The sequence below is a fragment of the Streptosporangium nondiastaticum genome (assembly GCF_003011965.1).
GTDB classification, from domain to species: Bacteria; Actinomycetota; Actinomycetes; order Streptomycetales; family Streptomycetaceae; genus Streptomyces; species Streptomyces nondiastaticus.
Genome location: NZ_PXWG01000062.1, coordinates 16080 through 36802 on the forward strand (window position 1 = coordinate 16080; position 20723 = coordinate 36802).

The window sequence follows — 20723 nt, forward strand, 5'->3', positions numbered from 1 at the left end:
CGCCCCCCTCGAGTTCCGGTCCTCGCTGCGGCCGTTCCCGTGCACGCCGCAGCCCCCGTCCGGACGATACACCAGACTCGTCACTCAGGGACATAGCTCATATACATAGCGTAATCAGCCACGGGGTTATGGACACTGAGTGCAGTCGAACGGTACCTCTACGTGGTAACTAGCGGGCTGTGACTACGACATTTTGCAGTGGCGCGTCCAGAGCGAATCTGGCCAGCTGATCGCGGAGCAGCCGCGCCGCGCGGGGCATGAAGGCCGAGGAGGGCCCACCCACATGGGGGGTGATGAGCACCCCCGGAGCGCTCCACAGCGGGTGGCCCGGCGGCAGCGGTTCGGGGTCCGTGACGTCCAGCGCGGCACGCAGCCGACCTGCGTCCAGTTCGGCCAGGAGGGCCTTGGTGTCGACGACGGGACCGCGCGCGACGTTCACCAGCAGCGCCCCGTCCTTCATCCTGGCCAGGAAACCGGCGTTGACGAGTCCCCGGGTCTCCTCGGTCAGCGGCGTGGCGAGCACCACGACGTCGGCGTCGGGGAGCAAGCCGGGCAGGGCGGCGATCGGGTGCACGGGACCGCGCGCACTGTCCCGCGCGGAGCGCGCGACGCGTGTGACCCGCGCGCACTCGAAGGGCGCGAGCCGGTCCTCGATGGCGCTGCCGATCGAACCGTAACCCACAATGAGCACCGACTTGTCGGCCAGCGCGGGCCGGAAGCCCTGCCGCCACTCCCCCGCGTCCTGCGCGCGCACGAAGCCGGGGATGTCGCGCAGCGAGGCGAGCGTGAGGGTCAGGGCCAGTTCGGCGGTGCTCGCGTCGTGCAGCCCGCGGGCGTTGCACAGCACGGCGCCCTCCGGCAGGTGCCGCACGGCGGGCAGCAGGTGGTCCACGCCCGCGGTGAGCGCCTGCACGACCCGTACGCGCGTCATCGCGGCCAGCGGGCGCAGGCACGGCTCGGGGTCGGTGACGTACGGGACCGCGTAGAAGTCGCAGCGGGCGGGGTCGGTCGGGTACTCCGGGCCGCCGTCCCAGAAGGCGTAGTCGAGGCTCTCCGGCAGTTCCCCGATCCGCTCGGGCGGGAAGGGCAGCCAGACCAGGGGGCGGCCGGAACCGCTGTCATCTGCACTCATGCCTGGAGGCTATGCGATCGGGCCGGACGGCAGAGGTTAGCTTTGGGGGCGAGGAACGGGAGGGGTACGGCCGGTGGAGCGCAGGAATATCGGTGCGACGGCGCTCGAAGCGGGCGCGATCGGCCTGGGGTGCATGCCCATGCACTGGGGATACACCGCCTCCCAGCAGAGCGGGGAGACCGCGCTGCGCACGGTGCACGCGGCGCTCGACGCAGGAACGACTCTGCTGGACACCGCCGACATGTACGGGCCGTTCACCAACGAGCTGCTGGTGGGGCGGGTGCTGCGGGAGAGGCGTTCCGAGGCGTTCGTGTCGACCAAATGCGGGCTGCTGGTGGGCGACAGCCACGTCGTCGCCAACGGCCGCCCGGGGTACGTGAAGCGCGCGTGCGACGCCTCCCTGCGCCGGCTGCAGACCGATGTGATCGACATGTACCAGCTGCACCGGCCGGACCCCGAAGTGCCGGTGGAGGAGACCTGGGGGGCCATGGCGGAGCTGGTCTCCGCGGGCAAGGTGCGGGCACTCGGCTGGTGCGCGATCGGTGCCCGGGTGCGCCGCAGGTCGCGCGCCGGGCTGTACGACGCGACGATACGACAGCTCGAACGGGTGCAGCAGGTGTTCCCGGTGAGCTGTGTGCAGGCGGAGTTGTCGGTGTGGTCCAGGGAGGCGCTCGACGCGCTGGTGCCCTGGTGCGCCTCCCGGGGTGTCGGCCTGCTGGCCGCGATGCCCCTGGGAAACGGTTTCCTCAGCGGCACGCTGACGCCCGGGCAGGGCTTCGAACCGCAGGACCTGCGGGCCCGCCACCCCCGCTTCACCGCCGAGATGATGGCCGCCAACCAGCCGATCGTGGCGGGGCTGCGGCGGGTCGCGCTGCGCCACGACGCGACGGCCGCGCAGGTCGCGCTCGCGTGGGTGCTGGCCCAGGGCCGGCACGTCATACCCGTGCCGGGCACGAAGAAGCCGGTGTGGGCGGTGCAGAACGCCGCAGCCTCGCGGCTGCGGCTGACACCGGAGGATCTCGCGGAGATAGCGGGGCTGCCACGGGCGTTGGGGTCGTGGGACTGACTGCCCTTCGGGCGGACCCCTGCGAACGTACGGCTTCCGCAGGCGCGCATTCCGCCGGACGCTCGCCGCGGTGGCTGTTCGCCGTTGCGGCGGGCAGTTGCAGGCGGAGCCCTCGCCGCCGGCCTCCCGTCCGCCGCAACCCGGGTGCACACTCCGCCGGACCCTCGCCGCGGTGGCTCTGCGCCGATGCGGCGGACACGTGTGAGCCGGGGCCTCACCGGCACGGCGCTTCCGCCCGGTGCAACCGGGACGCATTCCGCCGGACCCTCGCCGCGGTGACGCAACGCCGTTGCGGCGGAGAGGGGTGAGCCGGCTCCTCGCGGCGGCGGTCGCACGCCGTTGCGGCGGGCGAGCTCGGGCCGGTTCCCGGCAGCCCGGATCCCGCCGCTGTGGCGGCGATCGGCCCGCCCCCGGGCGCTTTTCCTCCGCCGCAGCGGCGGTTCACCCCCACGGGCTGACCGGCGGTGCCCGCCGGCCGTACGAAGTCGGGGCTGCGCCCCCGCCGTATGGCACAGTGCCGACTGAACGAGAAGCGCTCCCGGCGAGAGGAACCCGCACCGTGCGACGACGTCCCCGTGCCCGTATCCGCGCCGCCGCCCTGGCCGCCGCCGCCCTGGCCGCCGCCGCGCTGCTCGCCGCCGCCGGCTGTTCGAGCGAGGACGGCTTCCCCGGCGAGGGGCCGCGGCAGGGTTCCTCCGCCAAGTCGCCCGGCGCCGCGGCCTCTTCGGGCGCCCCGGGGGCCTCTCCCGCGCCGGCCACCGGCTCGGTCAAGGTCGTCCGGACGCTCACCACGAAGCTCGGCACGCCGTGGGGCGTCGCCGCGCTGCCCGGCGGTGACCTCCTGATCGGCTCCCGCGACACGGGGAAGATCGTCCGGGTGGCCGCCAAGGACGGCGCGCAGACCGAGGTCGGCGAGGTGCCCGGTGTCGTCAAGGGCGGAGAGGGCGGCCTGCTGGGCCTCGCGGTCTCCCCCGACTTCGCCACCGACCGGCTGGTGTACGCGTACTTCACCACCGACTCGGACAACCGCATCGCCCGCCTGCGCTACGACGAGGGCAAGCCGGCGGGGCAGCGGCTGGGGGCTCCCGACACGGTGCTCCGCGGCATCCCCAAGGGCACGATCCACAACGGCGGGCGCATCGCCTTCGGCCCGGACCGGATGCTCTACGCCGGCACGGGCGAGGCCGGGCAGCGCGGCCCGGCGCAGGACCCGAAGCCGCTCGGGGGGAAGATCCTGCGCATGACGCCGGACGGCCGCCCCGCGTACGGCAACCCCGACGGGGACTCGGTGGTCTACTCCTCCGGCCACCGCAACGTGCAGGGCCTGGCGTGGGACGCGGGCGAGCGCCTGTGGGCGTCGGAGTTCGGCCAGGACACCTGGGACGAGCTCAACCTGATCCGGCCGGGCGGCAACTACGGCTGGCCCGTCGCCGAGGGCAGGGCGGGCAGGTCCGGCTACACCGACCCCGTCGAGCAGTGGAAGACCGCGGACGCCTCCCCCAGCGGCCTCGCGTACGCCAAGGGGTCGCTGTGGATGGCGGGCCTGCGCGGCGAGCGCCTGTGGCGGATCCCCCTGGACGGCACCAGGCCCGTGGCCGCCCCGCAGGCGTTCCTGCAGGGCGAGTACGGGCGGCTGCGCACGGTGCTCGCCACGGACGACGGCGGGCTCTGGGTGACGACGAGCAACACCGACGGGCGCGGGAAGCCGGGCGCGGAGGACGACCGCGTCCTGCGCCTGGAAGTGAGCTGACGCGCTCCGCCGCCGATTCCCGTGGACCGTACATCCGTCCGCCTATGCTGGACGGACGGGACGGCGACGGGAGTCGGGATGTTCAACATTTTCGAGGAAGTGTTCGCACCGGGCCGGAAACACGCGCACGACGAGCAGAAGCGCCTGGAACTCACCCGTGAGGACACCGGCGACGCCGATCCCGCCCGCGGCCCGGTCGACCTCGACTCGGGCCGCGTGGTCATACGCCTGCCGCAGCAAGGCTCCGCTCAGGACTGACCCCGGAGGCCTCCGGCTCCGCCGCCACGGGCGCGAGCGGCTCCACCGGCTCGGGCGGCTCGATGCTGATCCGGGGCAGGCGGCGGTCCAGCCACGCGGGCAGCCACCAGTTGGCGCCGCCGAGCATGTGCATGAGGGCCGGGACCAGCAGCGTGCGCAGCACGAAGGCGTCGAGGGCGACGGCGGTGGCGAGGCCGATGCCGAACATCGCGATGACACGGTCGCCGCTGAGCACGAAGGCCAGGAAGACCGAGATCATGATCACCGCCGCGGAGTTGATGACGCGGCTGGTCTCGGCGAGGCCGACCCGCACCGCGCGGCGGTTGTCGCGCGTGGCCAGCCACTCCTCGTACATCCGGCTGACCAGGAAGACCTGGTAGTCCATGGACAGCCCGAAGAGGACCGAGACCATGACGACGGGCAGGAACGGTTCTATCGGGCCCGCGCCGCCGAGGCCGAGGAGCTCGCTGCCCCGGCCCCACTGGAACATCGCGACGACGACGCCGAAGGACGAGGCGACGGCGGCGATGTTCATGACCGCGGCCTTCAGGGGGATGCCGATGCTGCGGAAGGCCAGCAGGAGCAGCAGGCAGCCCAGGCCGACGACGGTGCCGACGAAGAGCGGCAGCTTGCCGAGGATGATCCCGGCGAAGTCGTCGTAGCTCGCGGTCATGCCGCCCACGTGGACGTCCACGCCGGTGCCTGCGGTGGCCTTCGGCAGCACGGTGCCGCGCAGCCGGTCCACGAGGTCGCTGGTGTCGCGCGACTGCGGGGAGGTGGTGGGGATGACGCTGATGACGCCCGTGTCGCCGCTGGTGTTCACCTCGGCGGGCGACGCGGCGGCGACGCCCTCGGTGTGCCGCAGGGCCTCCGGGAGCTTGGTGAAGGCGAGCCGGTCGGCGGCGCTGTCCAGGCCGGCCACGAGCGTCAGGGGGCCGTTGACACCGGGGCCGAAGCCGCGGCCGAGCATGTCGTACGCCTGCCGGGTCGTGGACGAGGCCGGGCCGGTCCCCTGGTCCGAGGTGCCGAGGTGGAGGGAGAGCGTGGGCACCGCGAGCACGAGCATGACGGCGGCCGCCAGGGTGCCCAGCAGCTTGGGGTGACGCTCGACGAACGCGGACCAGCGGGCGGCCGCGCCGGTGGGCTGCTCGTCGGGGCCGGGGCCGCCGGCCGCGAGGCGGCGGCGCTCGCGGCGGCCGAGGGCGCGGTGGCCGATGACGCCGAGGAGCGCGGGCAGCAGCGTGACGGATGCGGCGACGGTGAGGACGACGGTGAGCGAGGCGGCAATGGCGACGCCGTTGAGGAAGCTCAGCCGCAGGATGAGCATGCCGAGCAGCGCGACGCACACGGTGCCGCCCGCGAAGACGACGGCGCGGCCGGTGGTGGCCACGGCCCGTTCGGCCGCGAGGGCCACGGGCAGGCCGGCCCGCAGGCCCTTGCGGTGCCGGGTGACGATGAACAGGGCGTAGTCGATGCCCACGCCGAGGCCGATGAGGGTGCCGAGCATGGGCGCGAAGTCGGCGACGTTCATGACGTGGCCGAGCAGCTGGGTGCCCATGGAGGCGGTGCCGACGCCCACGAGGGCGGTGGCGATCGGCAGCAGGCTCGCGGCGAGCGAGCCGAAGACGACGAAGAGCACGACGGCCGCCACGGCGATGCCGATGATCTCGCTGAGGTGCCCGCCCTTGCCCTCCGCGCCGGCGATGCCGGTGCCGCCCAGGGCGACCTGGAGGTTGCCGTCCGCCGCGGACCGCGCGGTGTCGACGGCCTTCTTGGCGAGGCCCTTGCCGGGGGCGGCGTCCGTGAAGGTGAGGGAGGCGTACGCGGTGTGCCCGTCGGCGCTGATCCGGGCGGCGCCGTCGGGGCCGCTGTACGGGCCGCTGACGGCCTCGACGCCGGGGAGCGCGGCCACCTCGTGCAGGACCTCGGTCATGCGCTGCTCGACGGCGGCGGCGCGCACGGTGCCGCGGTCGGTGTGCCAGACGATGGTGTCGTCGCCGCCCTGGCCGGGGAAGCCGGCGTCGAGGAGAGCGCTCGCGCGGGCGGCCTCGGTGCCGGGCACGGCGTAGTCGTTCGAGTAGGCCGGGCCGCTGAGCAGGGCGGCGGCCGCGGTGCCCGCGAGGGCGACGAGCCACAGCACGATGACGGCGGTGCGGCGGCGCAGGCACCACCGTGCGAGTGAGGTCATACGGGCTGCTTCCCGGGTATCGCGTCGAGCTCGCCGGGATGCCGACCCGTGCTGTTCCGAGCGCTGGGGCTACTGGGCTCGGGGCCCCGGAGCGCATCGGGTGCAGACGATGCGGAGGGGCCCCTTGCCGAACCACTGTGACAGCCGGAAAAGATCCTTTGTCCGCTTTGTGGCCCACCCCACACGGGGGTGCGCGGGGCCCCGCACGGGGGTGCGGGGGGCCGCTCAGCCCAGGGACCGCCAGCTGTGGGCGACGTCCACGACGATGCGGTTGCGCTCCTGGAAGACGCGGAAGGGCAGGCGCGCGCGGACGCCGACGCCGACGAGGGTCTCGCCCTCGAAGCTGCTGGCGAAGCGGGTGTCCTGGAACGTCCTGAAGCCGGTGAGGTCCACACCGGTCAGCGGTTGTCCGGCGCGGCCGGGGTAGCGGGTCTCACCGGTGTTCGGGTCGTAGCTCGGGGCGGACACGCGGACGGCCAGGACCGCTCCCCCGGCGACGGCGATCGGGTCGCCCGAGCCGTCCTGGTGCAGCTGGTCCACGTACTCGACGCGGTAGCCGATGCGGTGGTCGCCGATGCCCTGGACGTCGAAGACCAGGCGGTCGAAGCACTCGTGCTTGCCCGCCCGGATGTCCAGGAGCGGTTTGTACGCGGACGTCGTGGCCGTCTTGGTCAGGCTCCCCCAGCCCGCCTCGCACTTCGCCTCGGTGGCGGCCCGGCCCGCCTGCTGCGGCGCCGCGCCGGCCGGGACCGTCGTGGCCAGCAGGCCGGCGCCCGCCAGGGTCACCGCCGCCAGCGCCCTGCTCAACCGTCTCATGTGCCAACCCCCATACCTCGGTGACGGGCACACGGTGGGCCCGCCCACTTCCGGGATCATGCCGGACGGGGGCCGCGAAGGCCATAGAGGGCAAGGAACCAGCCATTCCCGGCATAATTCCGGACAGACAATGGCCGCCCCTCCGAAAAGGGGCGGCCATGAATCGTCAGGCACGAAGCGGAAGGTCAGCCTTCGACGCCGAGGCGCTCCAGGATGAGCTCCCGGACCCGGGCCGCGTCGGCCTGGCCGCGCGTGGCCTTCATGACCGCGCCGACCAGCGCACCGGCCGCCGCGACCTTGCCGGCGCGGATCTTGTCCGCGATGCCCGCGTTGGCCGCGATGGCCTCGTCCACGGCAGCACCCAGGGCACTGTCGTCGGAGACGACCTTCAGGCCGCGCTTCTCGACGACCTCGTCCGGGCCGCCCTCGCCCGCGAGCACGCCCTCGATGACCTGGCGGGCCAGCTTGTCGTTGAGGGAGCCCTCGGCGACGAGCGCCGCCACCCGGGCGACCTGCGCCGGGGTGATCGGCAGCGCCGCGAGGTCCGTGCCGGACTCGTTGGCGCTGCGGGCCAGCTCGCCCATCCACCACTTGCGGGCGGCGGCGGAGTCGGCACCGGCCTCGACGGTGGCGGTGATCAGGTCGACCGCGCCCGCGTTGAGGATCGACTGCATGTCGTGCTCGCTGACGCCCCACTCCTCGCGGAGGCGGTTGCGGCGCACGCGCGGCAGCTCGGGCAGGGTCCCCCGCAGCTCCTCCACCCACTCGCGGGAAGGGGCCACCGGCACCAGGTCCGGCTCGGGGAAGTAGCGGTAGTCCTCGGCCTCTTCCTTGATGCGGCCGGACGTCGTCGACCCGTCCTCCTCGTGGAAGTGGCGGGTCTCCTGCACGATCGTGCCGCCGGCCGAGAGGACGGAGGCGTGCCGCTGGACCTCGAAGCGCACCGCGCGCTCGACGGAGCGCAGCGAGTTGACGTTCTTGGTCTCGGAGCGGGTGCCGAACTTCTCGGTGCCGTTCGGGCGCAGCGACAGGTTCACGTCGCAGCGCATCTGGCCCATCTCCATGCGGGCCTCGGAGACGCCCAGCGCCTTGATGAGCTCGCGGAGCTCGGCGACGTACGCCTTGGCGACCTCGGGGGCCCGCTCGCCCGCGCCCTCGATCGGCTTGGTGACGATCTCGATGAGCGGGATGCCGGCGCGGTTGTAGTCCAGCAGGGAGTGCTGGGCGCCGTGGATGCGGCCGGTGGCACCGCCCACGTGCGTGGACTTGCCGGTGTCCTCCTCCATGTGGGCGCGCTCGATCTCCACGCGGAAGACCTCGCCGTCCTCCAGCTGCACGTCGAGGTAGCCGTTGAAGGCGATCGGCTCGTCGTACTGGGAAGTCTGGAAGTTCTTCGGCATGTCCGGATAGAAGTAGTTCTTCCGGGCGAAGCGGCACCACTCGGCGATCTCGCAGTTCAGCGCGAGACCGATCTTGATGGCGGACTCGACGCCGATGGCGTTGACCACGGGCAGGGCGCCGGGCATGCCGAGGCAGACCGGGCAGGTCTGGGTGTTGGGGTCCGCGCCCAGCTCCGTGGAGCAGCCGCAGAACATCTTCGTCTTGGTGCCGAGCTCGACATGGACCTCCAGGCCCATGACGGGGTCGTAGGAAGCCAGCGCGTCCTCGTACGACACCAGTTCAGTGACGGTCACGGAAAACTAACCTCTCAGGTCCTGGCTCAGTCCGCGAGGACGTCGTCGCTGTTCATCCGGCGCAGCTCGCGCACCAGCAGCGCGACGCCGGTGGCGATGGCGGCGGCGGAGACGATGGCGTCGACCAGCTGGAGCGTGTCCTGCTCGCCGCGCGCCTTCTTCGCCTGCTTCATCACGCTGACCGCGCCGAACAGCGTGGTGCCGATCGACAGGTACGTGCCGGGCTTGGACTTCTTGAAGCCCTTGGCCTTCTTCAGAGCGCTCGTCTTGCTCACCTCGGTGCTCACAGCGACGGTGCCTCCTCAAGCAGGTGGTGGCCCCAGCGAGCGGTGAACGCGGCCTCGACCGCGGCACCGACCTTGTAGAGCCGGTCGTCCTTCAGGGCGGGAGCGATGATCTGCAGACCGACCGGCAGGTTGTCCTCGGGCGCCAGGCCGCACGGCAGCGACATGGCGGCGTTGCCCGCCAGGTTGGTCGGGATGGTGCACAGGTCCGCGAGGTACATCGCCATCGGGTCGTCGGCGCGCTCGCCGATCGCGAAGGCGGTGGTCGGGGTGGTCGGCGAGACGATCACGTCGACCTGCTCGAACGCCTTCTCGAAGTCGCGCGTGATGAGCGTGCGGACCTTCTGCGCCGAGCCGTAGTAGGCGTCGTAGTAGCCCGAGCTCAGGGCGTACGTGCCGAGCATGACGCGGCGCTTGACCTCGGGGCCGAAGCCGGCCTCGCGGGTGAGGGCGGTGACGTCCTCGGCCGAGCGGGTGCCGTCGTCGCCGGTCCGCAGGCCGTAGCGCAGGCCGTCGAAGCGGGCCAGGTTCGAGGAGCACTCGGACGGCGCGATCAGGTAGTACGCGGCCAGGGCCAGGTCGAAGGACGGGCAGTCCAGCTCGACGATCTCGGCGCCAAGCTCCTTCAGCAGCTCCACCGACTCGTCGAAGCGCTGCAGGACGCCGGCCTGGTAGCCCTCGCCGCGGAACTGCTTGACGACGCCGACGCGCATGCCGGCGACGGAGCCGTTGCGGGCCGCCTCGACGACCGGCGGGACCGGGGCGTCGATGGACGTGGAGTCCATCGGGTCGTGGCCGGCGATGACCTCGTGCAGCAGGGCCGCGTCCAGGACCGTGCGGGCGCAGGGGCCGCCCTGGTCGAGGGAGGAGGAGAACGCCACCATGCCGTAGCGCGAGACCGCGCCGTAGGTGGGCTTGACGCCGACCGTGCCGGTGACGGCGGCGGGCTGGCGGATCGAGCCGCCGGTGTCCGTGCCGATGGCGAGCGGGGCCTCGTACGCGGCGAGGGCCGCGCTGGAGCCGCCGCCGGAGCCGCCGGGGATCTTGGTGAGGTCCCAGGGGTTGCCGGTCGGGCCGTAGGCGCTGTTCTCCGTGGAGGAGCCCATCGCGAACTCGTCCATGTTGGTCTTGCCGAGGATGACGACGTCCGCGTCCTTCAGGCGCTTGGTGAGCGTCGCGTCGTACGGCGGGATCCAGCCTTCGAGGATCTTCGAGCCGACCGTGGTCGGGATCCCCTTGGTGGTGAAGATGTCCTTCAGCGCGAGCGGGACGCCGGCCAGCGGGCCGAGCTTCTCGCCGCGGGCGCGCTTGGCGTCGACCTCGCGGGCCTGGGCGAGGGCGCCCTCGCGGTCCACGTGGAGGAAGGCGTGCACCTTCTCGTCCACGGCCTCGATGCGGGCCAGGTGGGCCTCGGTGACCTGGACGGCGGTGAGCTCGCCGGAGGCGATCTTCTCCGCGATCTCGGCGGCGGTGAGCTTGATGATGTCCGTCATAGCGGTTTAGTCCTCCCCCAGGATCTGCGGCACCTTGAAACGCTGCTGCTCCTGGGCGGGGGCGCCGGAGAGCGCCTCCTGCGGGGTCAGCGACGGACGGACCTCGTCCGGGCGCATGACGTTGGTCAGCGGCAGCGGGTGGGACGTCGGGGGAACGTCCTGCTCGGCGACCTCGGAGACGCGGGCGACCGCGCCGATGATGTCGTCGAGCTGGCCGGCGAAGTGCTCGAGCTCTTCGTCCTTGAGCTCCAGACGTGCCAGCCGGGCGAGGTGGGCTACCTCCTCGCGCGTGATGCCAGGCATGCGGCGATCCTCAGGGTTTGTGACGGATTCTGGGCGTGTTGTGCGCCCAATCCTATGGCTCCGGGAGCCGTGCCTGCTAAACGCTTTCCGCGTGGCTGCGACGGGGGTGCGCTCCGGCACCGCCGGGGCCCGCCTGCCCCGCGGGCGCGGGGTCGTTCGGCACCGCCGGATTCCCCGGCGGGGGCGGGCCGCCGTCGCGGCGGAGGAGAGTGCGGGCGCCGCGCCCGGCCCGTACGGGCTCGCCCGGGTGTGTCCTTCCGCCGCCGCGGCGCGCAAGCCCCACCGGGGTGACCGGCGGTGCCGGACTTCCTCGGCGCCGGGGCGCCCGGTGCCACCGGACACGCTTCGGAGCTGTCCGGCAGCGCCGGACACTTGCTCCCGCCGCGACGGCGACCCGCCCGCACCGGAGGTGACCGGCGGTGCCGGACCGGGCGCGACCCCTACGTGACCGCATCCTCCTCCGCGGGGGCGGACGCCGCCGCGGTGACGCGGTCGGCCTCCCGGTGCCAGCCGGACTCGTTGCGGAGGCGGAGCCAGGCCGTCGTCTCGTCCGGCGGCATGGCCGCGGCGACGAGCCAGCCCTGGACCGCGTCGCAGCCCAGGTCCCGCAGCCGCTCCCACGTCTCGTCGTCCTCGACGCCCTCGGCGACGACGAGCAGTCCGAGGGAATGCGCGAGGTCGAGCGTGCAGCGGACGATCTCCGCGTCCTCGTTGTCGATGGCGAGCCGGGCCACGAACGACCGGTCGATCTTCAGTTCGCTCACCGGGAGCCGGCGGAGGTGGACCAGCGACGAATAGCCCGTGCCGAAGTCGTCCAGGGACATCTTCACGCCGTGCCCGGTGAGCCCCGCGAGCGTGTCCGCCGCCCGCTGCGGGTCCTCCAGCAGGACGTGCTCGGTTATCTCCAGCTGCAGCGCCCCGGCAGGGACCCCGTGCCGGGCGAGCCGCGCCGCGACCGAGCCCGCGAACCCGGGGGTGTGGACGTCGCGCGGCGAGACATTGACGGCGACGGGCACTTCCAGGCCCATGGCCCGCCACTTCGCGACCTGCCCGAGGGCGGTCTCCAGGACGTACTCGGTCAGCCGGGGCATCAGCCCCGACGATTCGGCGATCGCGATGAACTCGTCCGGGGAGACGCGGCCCCGCTCGGGGTGGACCCAGCGCACCAGCGCCTCCAGCCCCTCGACGTGCCCGTCGAAACCGACCTTGGGCTGGTAGTGCAGTTCGACGTCGCCCGCGTCGAGCGCGCGCCGCAGGTCGCCGAGGAGGCCGAGCCGGTCGGGGGTGTTGCCGTCGCGCCGCGCCTCGTAGACCTCGACGCCGCTGCGGTCGCGCTTGGCCTGGTACATGGCGACGTCGGCGCGGCGCAGCAGCCCCTCGGCGTCGAGGGCGTGGTCGGGGTAGACGGCGACGCCGGCGCTGGCCTCCAGGACGAGGGTGAGCCCGTCGAGGTCGAGGGGCGAGCCGAGCGCGGCGACGAGGGAACGGGCCACGCGCTGGGCGCCGGTGAGGGAGTCCGCGGTGGGCAGCAGCACCGCGAACTCGTCGCCGCCGAGCCGCGCCGCCTCGGCGTCCCGCGGCAGGGCGAGGCGCAGCCGCTCCGCTATCTGCAGCAGCAGCCTGTCCCCGGCGAGGTGGCCGAGGGTGTCGTTGACGGAGCGGAAGCGGTCGAGGTCGATGAGGACGAGCGCGGAGCGGGTGCCGGCGCGCTCGGCCTCGTCGAGGGCGCTCCAGGTGCGCTCCAGGAGCCACTGGCGGTTGGGCAGTCCGGTGAGCGGATCGCGCAGCTGCTCCTCGGCGCGGGCGCGGGCGATCCACAGGGTGGAGTCGAGGGCGATGAGGGGGACGGCGAACAGCGGCAGCAGCAGCGGCGCGTGGTCGGCGACGACGGCGATCAGCGGGGCGATGCCGAGCAGGGCGCCGCCGACGAGGGCCTGCCGGACGAGGGCGGTGCGGGCGATGGTGCTGAGGCCGGCGCGGGGCGCCATGGAGTACCAGAGCAGGGCGCGGGTGACGGCGAGGTAGAGGAAGGCGGCGAGGGCCACTTTGGGGATGGCGGTGAGCGGCCACTCGTCGGGCATCCAGGGGTTCTCGACGGTGGAGACGACGCCGCACACGGCGAGGGCGAGGCCGGCGGCGCCGATGCCGAGGATGTCGACGGCACCGTGGAGTAAGGCCTGGCGCCAGCGGTGGCGGCGGGCGGTGGCGACGAGCAGGACGACGGCGATGCTGATGAGGACGGCGGGCAGCCAGCCGTAGAGCAGCAGGACGGCGAGGGTGAGGGCGGCTCCGGAGCCCGTGCCGCCCCACCAGCGGTCGCGCCCGAGGGCGACGAGGTGCGCGACGATGAGGCCGGTGAGGACGGCCAGGGAAGCGCCGACGGCGTGTCCGGGGAAGACGGAGTGGCCCGCGCCGATCACCCGGAAGACGCCGGCGGCGAGCGCGACCGCCGCCACGGTGACGCAGACCGTCGGCAGCGCGGGCGGAGGAACCCGGCGCAGCCGGGATGCCGGTTCGGCGCTGTCGGTGGGTTTCATGCCCGTCCCTCTCACAGCCGGCGGTGCCCGCGCCACGGCAGGCGCACATCTCAACAGTAGGCCGCAGAAGGCTACGGCGGGCAGCGATCGGCAGCGGTTGCCCGATTGGGATCCGGCCTCTTGTAGCCATCTGGTATGCGCTGTAGGGGTAATGCCCACTGACTATGCGGGCATTACTCCGCTGGGGTGGCGACCGGTGTGCGGACCTGCCTTCCGGTGGCGGTGCCGCTTCGCGTGGGGCGGGTGGCGGCGGAGGTGACGAAGGGGGTACGGAGGGGGTGCGAAGGGGCTACCCGCACCCCCCGTCCGCTACGCCTCGCTGTGGGCGCTCCCGTCCTCGCCCGCGCCCCCGGCCGCTTCCGCGCCCTCTTGCGGAACGGCCGCTTCGCGTGCGGCGTCGGGGCCTTCGGCGAGGAGCACGGCGAAGCCGTCCTCCTCCAGGACGGGCACCTTCAGCTGCATGGCCTTGTCGAACTTGGAGCCGGGGTTGTCGCCGACGACGACGAAGTCCGTCTTCTTCGACACCGAGCCGGTGACCTTGGCGCCCCGGCTCTGCAGGGCCTCCTTGGCGCCGTCGCGGGTGTAGGAGGAGAGGGTGCCGGTGACGACGACGGTGAGGCCGGCGAGGGGGCGCGGGCCCTCGTCCTCGGCGGCCTCCTCCTCCATGCGGACGCCGGCGGCCCGCCACTTCTCGATGATCTCGCGGCGCCAGTCCTCGGCGAACCACTCCTTGACGGCGGCGGCGACGATCGCGCCGACGCCGTCCACCGCGGCCAGCTCCTCCTCGCTGGCCTCCGCGATGCGGTCGATCGAGCGGAACTCGCGGGCGAGGGCGACCGAGGCGACGGGCCCCACGTGCCGGATCGACAGCCCGGTGAGGATGCGGGCGAGCGGTCGCTGCTTGGCGGCCTCGATGTTGGACAGCATGGCGAGGGCGTTCTTCTTCGGCTCGCCCTTCTGGTTGGCGAAGAAGGTGACGACCTTCGGCTCGCCCGTCTCCGGGTCGCGCTTGGGCAGGCCGGAGTCGGGGTCGACCACGTAGGACTTGATGGGCAGCAGCTGTTCGATGGTCATGCCGAACAGGTCGCCCTCGTTCTTCAGGGGCGGCTCGGCGGGCTCCAGGGGCTGGGTCAGCGCGGTGGCGGCGACGTAGCCGAGGTTCTCGATGTCGAGGCTCTTGCGGCCGGCGAGGTAGAAGAGGCGCTCGCGGATCTGGGCGGGGCAGGAACGGGCGTTGGGGCAGCGGAGGTCGATGTCGCCCTCCTTCATGGGCCGCAGCTCCGTGCCGCACTCGGGGCACTCGGCGGGCATCACGAACTCGCGCTCCGTGCCGTCCCGGAGGTCGGCCACGGGGCCGAGGATCTCGGGGATGACGTCGCCGGCCTTGCGGAGCACGACGGTGTCGCCGATGAGGACGCCCTTGGTCTTGACGACTTCCTGGTTGTGCAGGGTGGCGAACTCGACCTCGGAGCCCGCGACGGTGACCGGCTCGACCACGGCGTACGGCGTGACCCGGCCCGTCCGGCCGACGCCCACGCGGATGTCGACGAGCTTGGTGTTGACCTCTTCCGGGGGGTACTTCCAGGCGATGGCCCAGCGGGGGGCGCGGGAGGTGGAGCCGAGGCGGCCCTGCAGGGGGATCTCGTCGAGCTTGACGACGACGCCGTCGATCTCGTGCTCCATGGAGTGGCGCACGGCGGGCTCGCCGTAGTGGGCGATGAACTTCCGCACGCCCGCGAGGTCGTCGACGACCGAGGCGTGGGCCGCCGTCGGCAGGCCCCACTCGCGCAGCAGTTCGTACGCCTGGGACTGGCGGTCGATGTCGAAGCCCTCGCGCGCGCCGACGCCGTGGACGACCATGTGCAGCGGCCGGGTGGCGGTGACGCGCGGGTCCTTCTGGCGCAGCGAGCCCGCGGCGGCGTTGCGCGGGTTGGCGAAGGGGGGCTTGCCGGCCTCCACCAGGGCGGCGTTGAGCTCCTCGAACTTCTCCATGGGGAAGTAGACCTCGCCGCGCACCTCGACGAGGGCCGGGATGCGGTCGCCCTTGAGGCGGTCGGGAATCTCGGCGATCGTGCGGACGTTGGGCGTGATGTCCTCGCCGGTGCGGCCGTCGCCGCGGGTGGCAGCGCGGGTGAGGCGGCCGTGCTCGTAGGTGAGGTTGACGGCGAGGCCGTCGACCTTGAGCTCGCACAGGAAGTGGTACGCGGTGCCGCCGCCGATGTCCTTGGCGATGCGCTCGGCCCAGGCGGCGAGCTCCTCGTCGTCGAAGGCGTTGTCGAGGGAGAGCATGCGCTCGCGGTGCTCGACCGCGGAGAACGCCGTAAACACAGCTTCGTACGACCCGGCGACCTTCTGCGTGGGCGAGTCGGGCGTGCGCAGCTCCGGGTGCTTCTCCTCCAGGGCCTCCAGCGAGCGCAGCAGCTTGTCGAACTCGGCGTCGCTGATGACGGGGGCGTCCTTGACGTAATACCGGAAGCGGTGCTCCTCGACCTGCTCGGCCAGCAGGGCGTGCTTCTCCCGTGCCGGTGCGGGCACGGAGGAGCCCGCCGCGAGCTCTTCGCCCTGCTGTCCGCCCTGCCGTCCGCCCTGCTGTTCGACAGCCACCGTCTCGTCCTCCCGTTGATCCATGAGCGCCGTCACTCAGGGTTGTCTGCGAGTGATTTCGCCGCCCGGACGCAGTGCGCGAGGGCCGTGCGGGCATATGCGGGCGAAGCGCCCGCGAGGCCGCACGAGGGAGTGACGACCACGGACTCCGCGAGGGTCCCCGGTGCCAGCCCCAGCCTGCGCCACAGCGTCCTGACACCCATGACGCTACCGGCAGGGTCTGACAACGGGCCGTCCGTGCCGGGCACCACGCCCACGAACAGCGTCGTCCCCGCCTCGACCGCCTCTCCCACCGCTTCTTCCTCACGCTCGGTGAAGAGCGAGAAATCGAACGAGATGCCTTGGACGCCGGCCCGGCGCAGCAGCGCGAAAGGCACGCCGGGGGCGCACGCGTGCACGACGGGCGCCTGGCCGGTGGCCTCGCGGGCGACCGTCACGAGGTCGCGCAGGGCGCCTTCCACGACGGCCCGGTCGACGGCCCGGTAGGTGCGGTACCCGCTGGCGGTGCGGACCCGCCCGGTGAGGACGGACGTCAGGGAGGGCTCGTCCAGCTGGAGCACGACCTGAGCGCCGGGCACCCGCCGCCGCACGTCGGCGAGGTGGCCCCGCAGGCCCTCGGCGAGGGAGGCCGTGAGGTCGCGGCAGGCGCCGGCGTCGCCGAGCGCGGCCTCGCCGCCGCGCAGTTCCAGGGCCGCCGCGAGGGTCCAGGGGCCGACGGCGGAGACCTTGAGCGCGCCCTCGTAGCCCTGGGTGTACTCCTCCAGGGCGTCGAGGTCCTCGCCCAGCCAGGAGCGGGCGCGCTTGGTGTCGCGCCCGGGCCGGTCGCTGACGCGCCATCCGCTGGGCTCGACGTGCGCGTAGACGTCGACCAGGAGGCCGGTGGTGCGGCCGATCATGTCGGCGCCCGGGCCGCGGGCGGGCAGCTCCGGCAGGTACGGCAGGGTCTCCAGGGACCCGGTGACGGTCTTCGCGGCCTCGCGGGCGTCGCCCCCGGGCATCGATCCGACGCCGGTGGCCGCCCCCGCGCCCCAGATCTTCCCCGCTGCCGGCGGACGGCCGCCGGGCCCCTGCTCGTTGTTGCTCTTGTCGCTCACGCAGGAAGCCTACGGGGCGCGCGGCAGCGGCCGCGCAGGCCGAGCCGGGCGACGGCTGGGGCGGACGCGGGAAGCCCCCGGGGCGGCCGGCCCCGGGGGCTTCCGCCGTCAGCGGCCGGGCCGGACCGACAGGTCGTTGATCTCCGCGTCGCGCGGGAGGTCGATCGCGAGCAGGATCGTCGTCGCGACCGACTCGGGGTCGATCCACCGCGCCGGGTCGTACGGCTTGCCCTCCTGCTGGTGCACCTTCGCCTGCATCGGGGTCGCGGTGCGGCCCGGGTAGACGCTGGTGACGCGCACGCCGGCCGCGTGCTCCTCGGCGCGCAGCGAGTCCGCGAGCGCCTTCAGGCCGTGCTTGCTCGCGGCGTACGCGCTCCACGTGGCGTGGGCGTTCAGCCCGGCGCCGGAGTTGACGAAGAGGACGTGCCCCTTCGTCACGCGCAGCTGCGGCAGGAACAGCCGGGTCAGCTCCGCCGGGGAGACCAGGTTGGCGGCGAGCGTGCTGTTCCACGTCTTGGGCGTCAGCTCGCCCACGGCGCCGAGTTCGACGACGCCGGCGATGTGCAGGAGCGTGTCGACGCGGTCCGGCAGGGGCTGCTTGTCGAGGGCCCAGGAGAGCCGGTCCGGGTTGGACAGGTCGGCCACGAGCGTGCGGGCGCCCGGGAACTCCGCCGCCAGCTCCCTGGCCCGGCCCGCGTCGCGCGCGAAGAGGTGGACCTCGTCGCCCCGGTCGAGGAGCCGGCGCGCGACCGCCGCCCCGATGCCGGAGCCGGCCCCGGTGATCAGATGTGTTGCCATGGGAGCCAGCTTGCCCTACGGCGGGGGCGGGCGCGCGGCCGCGGTGCTAGCGCAGGCCCGCGGACTCCTCCAGGTACGCCATCGCGCCCAGCCCGTCCTCCGCGAAGAAGACGAGGGCGGTCAGCGGCAGCGGCAGGAAGCCCTCGTCCTCCATGCGCTGGAACTGCGCCTTGAGGCCGTCGTAGAAGCCGGCCGTGTTGAGCAGGACGACGGGCTTGTCGTGGATGCCGTGCTTCTTCAGCTCCAGGATCTCCGTCGCCTCGTCCAGCGTGCCGGTGCCGCCCACCATGATGACGACGGCGTCGGCGCGCGCGAGCAACTGCGCCTTGCGCTCGGCGAGGTCGCGGGTGACGACCATCTCGTCGGCGTTCGCGCGCGCCCGCGCGGCGAGGAACTCGACCGAGACGCCGACCAGTCGGCCGCCGCTCTCCTGCACGCCGTCGGCCATCACCTTCATCAGGCCGGACTCCGAGCCTCCCCACACCAGGGTGTGCCCGCCGCGGCCGATGAGTTCGGCGAACTCGCGGGCGGGAGCGGTGTAGCGGGCGTCGAGGTCGGCGGCGGAGCAGAAGACGGCGATGTTCATGAACGCCACCGTACGTGCCGTCCGTACGGGGTCGCACCGCCCGGGCCCCTGTGGGCTGTTTTCAGACCGTTTCCTGTCCCTGTCAGGGCCCCGTTCGGTTGCGGGTTCGTCACAGGGAGCGGCCTGGTTTGGAGCCTTGTAAGTGCGCTGTTAGCGTGACGTGCACTCGTCAGCCGGGCGTCAACAGGCGCTGTTTCCAGCCAGTTCATCGGGGGAATTTTCCAGTGAAGCTTCGTCATGTCCGCGCGGCCGCCGTCTTCGGAATCGCCGTCGTCGCCCTGACCGGAGCCCGCGGGCACCACGGCGGCAGCTGCAGCGGCGGCAGCTCAAGCCACCACAGCAGCAGCTCCACCTCGGGCGGCACCACCACGACGGGCGGCACGACCGGAGGCACGACCGGCGGCTCCACGAGCACGGACGGGGGCCTCACCACCGGCGGTTCCACGAGCGGCGGCACGTCCACCAGCGGGCTCACCTCGGGCGGCATCACCACCGGTGGCGGCAGCGGGAGCGCCTCGCGCGACCTGAAGATCGTCAGCTGTGACTACAGCGACGCCCGCGGCATCACCGCGAAGATCAGCGTCACCAACCCCAGCGCCACGGACAACTACACCTACACGTTCTCCGTGAAGTTCACCGACTCCAATGGCATGGTGATCGGAACCCGCAACCGCACCATCCCCTTCGTCGGCCCCGGCAAGACCGACACGCAGGACGTCTCCCAGGTGTACGTGCCGAAGGCGGGCGCCAGCGTCAGCGGCAAGTGCGAGGTCAACAACGTGACCCGCACCAAGTCGTAACGGGGGCGCACCGCCCGGACGGGCCGTGCGGGTCAGGCGCTCCGCGCCGCCTGCGCGGCCCGCGCCCTTTCGGTCGTGGCGATCGTCGCCGAGCCGACCACGCGCGTGCCGTCGTACAGCACGATCGCCTGGCCCGGGGCCACGCCGCGGACCGGCTCGGCGAAGCGGACCCGGAGCTCGTCCCCGACGAGCTCCGCCGTCACCTCGGTCTCGCCGCCGTGGGCGCGCAGCTGGGCCGTGTACGTGCCGGGGCCCTGCGGGGCCGCGCCGCACCAGCGGGGACGGATGGCGGTCAGGGCGGCGACGTCCAGCGCCTCCACCGGGCCCACCGTCACCGTGTTGTTCACCGGCGAGATGTCCAGGACGTAGCGCGGCTTGCCGTCCGGGGCCGGGTGGCCGATCCGCAGGCCCTTGCGCTGGCCGATCGTGAAGCCGTACGCGCCCTCGTGCGTGCCGACCTTCGCGCCCGTCTCGTCGACGATGTCGCCCTCGGCCCGGCCGAGGCGCTGCGCGAGGAAGCCGCGGGTGTCGCCGTCGGCGATGAAGCAGATGTCGTGGCTGTCCGGCTTCTTCGCCACGGCCAGGCCGCGGCGCTCCGCCTCCGCGCGGATCTCGTCCTTCGTGGTCACCGTGTCGCCCAGCGGGAACATCGCGTGGGCCAGCTGCCGGTCGTCCAGGACGCCGAGGACGTAGGACTGGTCCTTGGCCATGTCGCTGGCGCGGTGCAGCTCGCGCGTGCCGTCGTCCTTGGTGACGACCGTCGCGTAGTGGCCCGTGCACACCGCGTCGAAGCCGAGCGCGAGCGCCTTGTCCAGCAGCGCCGCGAACTTGATCTTCTCGTTGCAGCGGAGGCAGGGGTTGGGCGTGCGGCCGGCCTCGTACTCGGCGACGAAGTCCTCGACGACGTCCTCGCGGAAGCGTTCCGCCAGGTCCCAGCAGTAGAACGGGATGCCGATCACGTCCGCGGCGCGGCGGGCGTCGCGGGAGTCCTCGATCGTGCAGCAGCCGCGGGCGCCCGTCCGGAACGACTGCGGGTTCGCGGACAGCGCGAGGTGCACGCCGGTCACGTCGTGCCCGGCCTCGGCGGCGCGGGCCGCGGCGACGGCGGAGTCGACGCCGCCGGACATGGCGGCGAGCACGCGGAGCCCCTTGCGGGGGGCCTTCGGATCGGGGGCACCGGGGAAGTCAGTCAGGGGCACGTTACGGCCGTTGACGCGGACGACGAGGTCCTTCCGCTCGCCGCCGACCTCGGCCGTGCCGTACACGTATCCGTCGGCGCCGAGCTCCTCCACGACGTTGACGGTGACGGCGAGACCCGCC

General features: G+C 73.0%; 17 protein-coding genes. 4 read left to right on the forward strand and 13 right to left on the reverse strand.

Annotated features, from left to right (window positions below; all coding sequences use genetic code 11):
- Positions 1-169: 169 nt before the first annotated feature.
- Positions 170-1132 carry a 2-hydroxyacid dehydrogenase gene (locus B7P34_RS21305; RefSeq protein WP_106678775.1) on the reverse strand — a complete coding sequence of 321 codons (963 nt, stop codon included), beginning with the start codon at positions 1130-1132 and terminating at the stop codon, positions 170-172.
- A gap of 73 nt (positions 1133-1205) precedes the next feature.
- Here B7P34_RS21305 and B7P34_RS21310 point away from each other — a divergent pair, with 73 nt between their 5' ends.
- The 3 genes from B7P34_RS21310 to B7P34_RS21320 all read left to right on the forward strand — a co-directional run bounded on the left by B7P34_RS21310 (position 1206) and on the right by B7P34_RS21320 (position 4206).
- Positions 1206-2198 carry an aldo/keto reductase gene (locus B7P34_RS21310; RefSeq protein ID WP_106678777.1) on the forward strand — a complete coding sequence of 331 codons (993 nt, stop codon included), beginning with the start codon at positions 1206-1208 and terminating at the stop codon, positions 2196-2198.
- A gap of 559 nt (positions 2199-2757) precedes the next feature.
- A complete protein-coding gene (locus B7P34_RS21315; protein WP_223268074.1) occupies positions 2758-3948 on the forward strand; it encodes a PQQ-dependent sugar dehydrogenase in 1191 nt (396 codons plus the stop codon).
- Positions 3949-4026: 78 nt separating this feature from the next.
- A complete protein-coding gene (locus B7P34_RS21320) occupies positions 4027-4206 on the forward strand; it encodes a DUF6191 domain-containing protein (protein ID WP_030368127.1) in 180 nt (59 codons plus the stop codon).
- Here B7P34_RS21320 and B7P34_RS21325 read toward each other — a convergent pair.
- The 11 genes from B7P34_RS21325 to B7P34_RS21375 all read right to left on the reverse strand — a co-directional run bounded on the left by B7P34_RS21325 (position 4169) and on the right by B7P34_RS21375 (position 18603).
- Positions 4169-6394: an MMPL family transporter gene (locus B7P34_RS21325; RefSeq protein WP_106678779.1), complete on the reverse strand. Its 2226-nt coding sequence runs from the start codon at positions 6392-6394 to the stop codon at positions 4169-4171. The genes B7P34_RS21320 and B7P34_RS21325 overlap by 38 nt on opposite strands.
- Positions 6395-6619: 225 nt before the next feature.
- The gene (locus B7P34_RS21330) at positions 6620-7210 is read right to left on the reverse strand and encodes an AMIN-like domain-containing (lipo)protein (RefSeq protein WP_189382939.1); all 591 of its coding nucleotides are present in this window, start codon (positions 7208-7210) and stop codon (positions 6620-6622) included.
- A 185-nt stretch (positions 7211-7395) separates the two neighbouring features.
- On the reverse strand, positions 7396-8904 hold the full coding sequence (gene gatB, locus B7P34_RS21335) for an Asp-tRNA(Asn)/Glu-tRNA(Gln) amidotransferase subunit GatB (protein ID WP_106678781.1): 1509 nt from the start codon (positions 8902-8904) through the stop codon (positions 7396-7398).
- A gap of 26 nt (positions 8905-8930) precedes the next feature.
- A complete protein-coding gene (locus B7P34_RS21340) occupies positions 8931-9191 on the reverse strand; it encodes a hypothetical protein (RefSeq protein WP_189382941.1) in 261 nt (86 codons plus the stop codon).
- Positions 9188-10681 carry an Asp-tRNA(Asn)/Glu-tRNA(Gln) amidotransferase subunit GatA gene (gene gatA, locus B7P34_RS21345; RefSeq protein WP_106678783.1) on the reverse strand — a complete coding sequence of 498 codons (1494 nt, stop codon included), beginning with the start codon at positions 10679-10681 and terminating at the stop codon, positions 9188-9190. Before gatA ends, B7P34_RS21340 begins: the two co-directional genes overlap by 4 nt.
- A 6-nt stretch (positions 10682-10687) precedes the next feature.
- A complete protein-coding gene (gene gatC, locus B7P34_RS21350; RefSeq protein ID WP_030368121.1) occupies positions 10688-10984 on the reverse strand; it encodes an Asp-tRNA(Asn)/Glu-tRNA(Gln) amidotransferase subunit GatC in 297 nt (98 codons plus the stop codon).
- Between the two features lie 440 nt (positions 10985-11424).
- Positions 11425-13521, reverse strand: coding sequence for a putative bifunctional diguanylate cyclase/phosphodiesterase (locus B7P34_RS21355; RefSeq protein ID WP_106678785.1), 2097 nt, complete (start codon positions 13519-13521; stop codon positions 11425-11427).
- A gap of 309 nt (positions 13522-13830) precedes the next feature.
- Positions 13831-16056, reverse strand: a complete 2226-nt coding sequence (gene ligA / locus B7P34_RS21360) for an NAD-dependent DNA ligase LigA (RefSeq protein ID WP_223268077.1) — start codon at positions 16054-16056, stop codon at positions 13831-13833.
- A 101-nt stretch (positions 16057-16157) separates the two neighbouring features.
- Complete coding sequence (locus B7P34_RS21365; RefSeq protein ID WP_286157500.1) at positions 16158-17159, reverse strand: methionine synthase; 1002 nt, start codon at positions 17157-17159, stop codon at positions 16158-16160.
- 168 nt (positions 17160-17327) lie between these two features.
- Entirely contained in the window at positions 17328-18017 is a 690-nt protein-coding gene (locus B7P34_RS21370; protein WP_189382943.1) for an SDR family oxidoreductase, read from the reverse strand.
- Positions 18018-18063: 46 nt separating this feature from the next.
- Positions 18064-18603, reverse strand: coding sequence for a TIGR00730 family Rossman fold protein (locus tag B7P34_RS21375; protein ID WP_106678801.1), 540 nt, complete (start codon positions 18601-18603; stop codon positions 18064-18066).
- Between the two features lie 224 nt (positions 18604-18827).
- Between B7P34_RS21375 and B7P34_RS21380 the strand changes: the two genes are divergently transcribed.
- Positions 18828-19403, forward strand: coding sequence for a hypothetical protein (locus B7P34_RS21380; RefSeq protein ID WP_106678791.1), 576 nt, complete (start codon positions 18828-18830; stop codon positions 19401-19403).
- Between the two features lie 32 nt (positions 19404-19435).
- On the opposite strand, the gene mnmA is transcribed toward B7P34_RS21380, so the two are convergent.
- A complete protein-coding gene (gene mnmA, locus B7P34_RS21385; RefSeq protein ID WP_106678803.1) occupies positions 19436-20530 on the reverse strand; it encodes a tRNA 2-thiouridine(34) synthase MnmA in 1095 nt (364 codons plus the stop codon).
- Positions 20531-20723: the final 193 nt, after the last annotated feature.

Bases quoted from the DNA above. Each gene is read 5' to 3' on its own strand.
- B7P34_RS21305 (WP_106678775.1), bottom strand. From the start codon at position 1,132: ATGAGTGCAGATGACAGCGGTTCCGGCCGCCCCCTGGTCTGGCTGCCC.
- B7P34_RS21320 (WP_030368127.1), top strand. From the start codon at position 4,027: ATGTTCAACATTTTCGAGGAAGTGTTCGCACCGGGCCGGAAACACGCG.
- B7P34_RS21325 (WP_106678779.1), bottom strand. From the start codon at position 6,394: ATGACCTCACTCGCACGGTGGTGCCTGCGCCGCCGCACCGCCGTCATC.
- B7P34_RS21330 (WP_189382939.1), bottom strand. From the start codon at position 7,210: ATGAGACGGTTGAGCAGGGCGCTGGCGGCGGTGACCCTGGCGGGCGCC.
- gatA (WP_106678783.1), bottom strand. From the start codon at position 10,681: ATGACGGACATCATCAAGCTCACCGCCGCCGAGATCGCGGAGAAGATC.
- gatC (WP_030368121.1), bottom strand. From the start codon at position 10,984: ATGCCTGGCATCACGCGCGAGGAGGTAGCCCACCTCGCCCGGCTGGCA.
- B7P34_RS21355 (WP_106678785.1), bottom strand. From the start codon at position 13,521: ATGAAACCCACCGACAGCGCCGAACCGGCATCCCGGCTGCGCCGGGTT.
- B7P34_RS21370 (WP_189382943.1), bottom strand. From the start codon at position 18,017: ATGGCAACACATCTGATCACCGGGGCCGGCTCCGGCATCGGGGCGGCG.
- B7P34_RS21375 (WP_106678801.1), bottom strand. From the start codon at position 18,603: ATGAACATCGCCGTCTTCTGCTCCGCCGCCGACCTCGACGCCCGCTAC.
- mnmA (WP_106678803.1), bottom strand. From the start codon at position 20,530: ATGTCCGGCGGCGTCGACTCCGCCGTCGCCGCGGCCCGCGCCGCCGAG.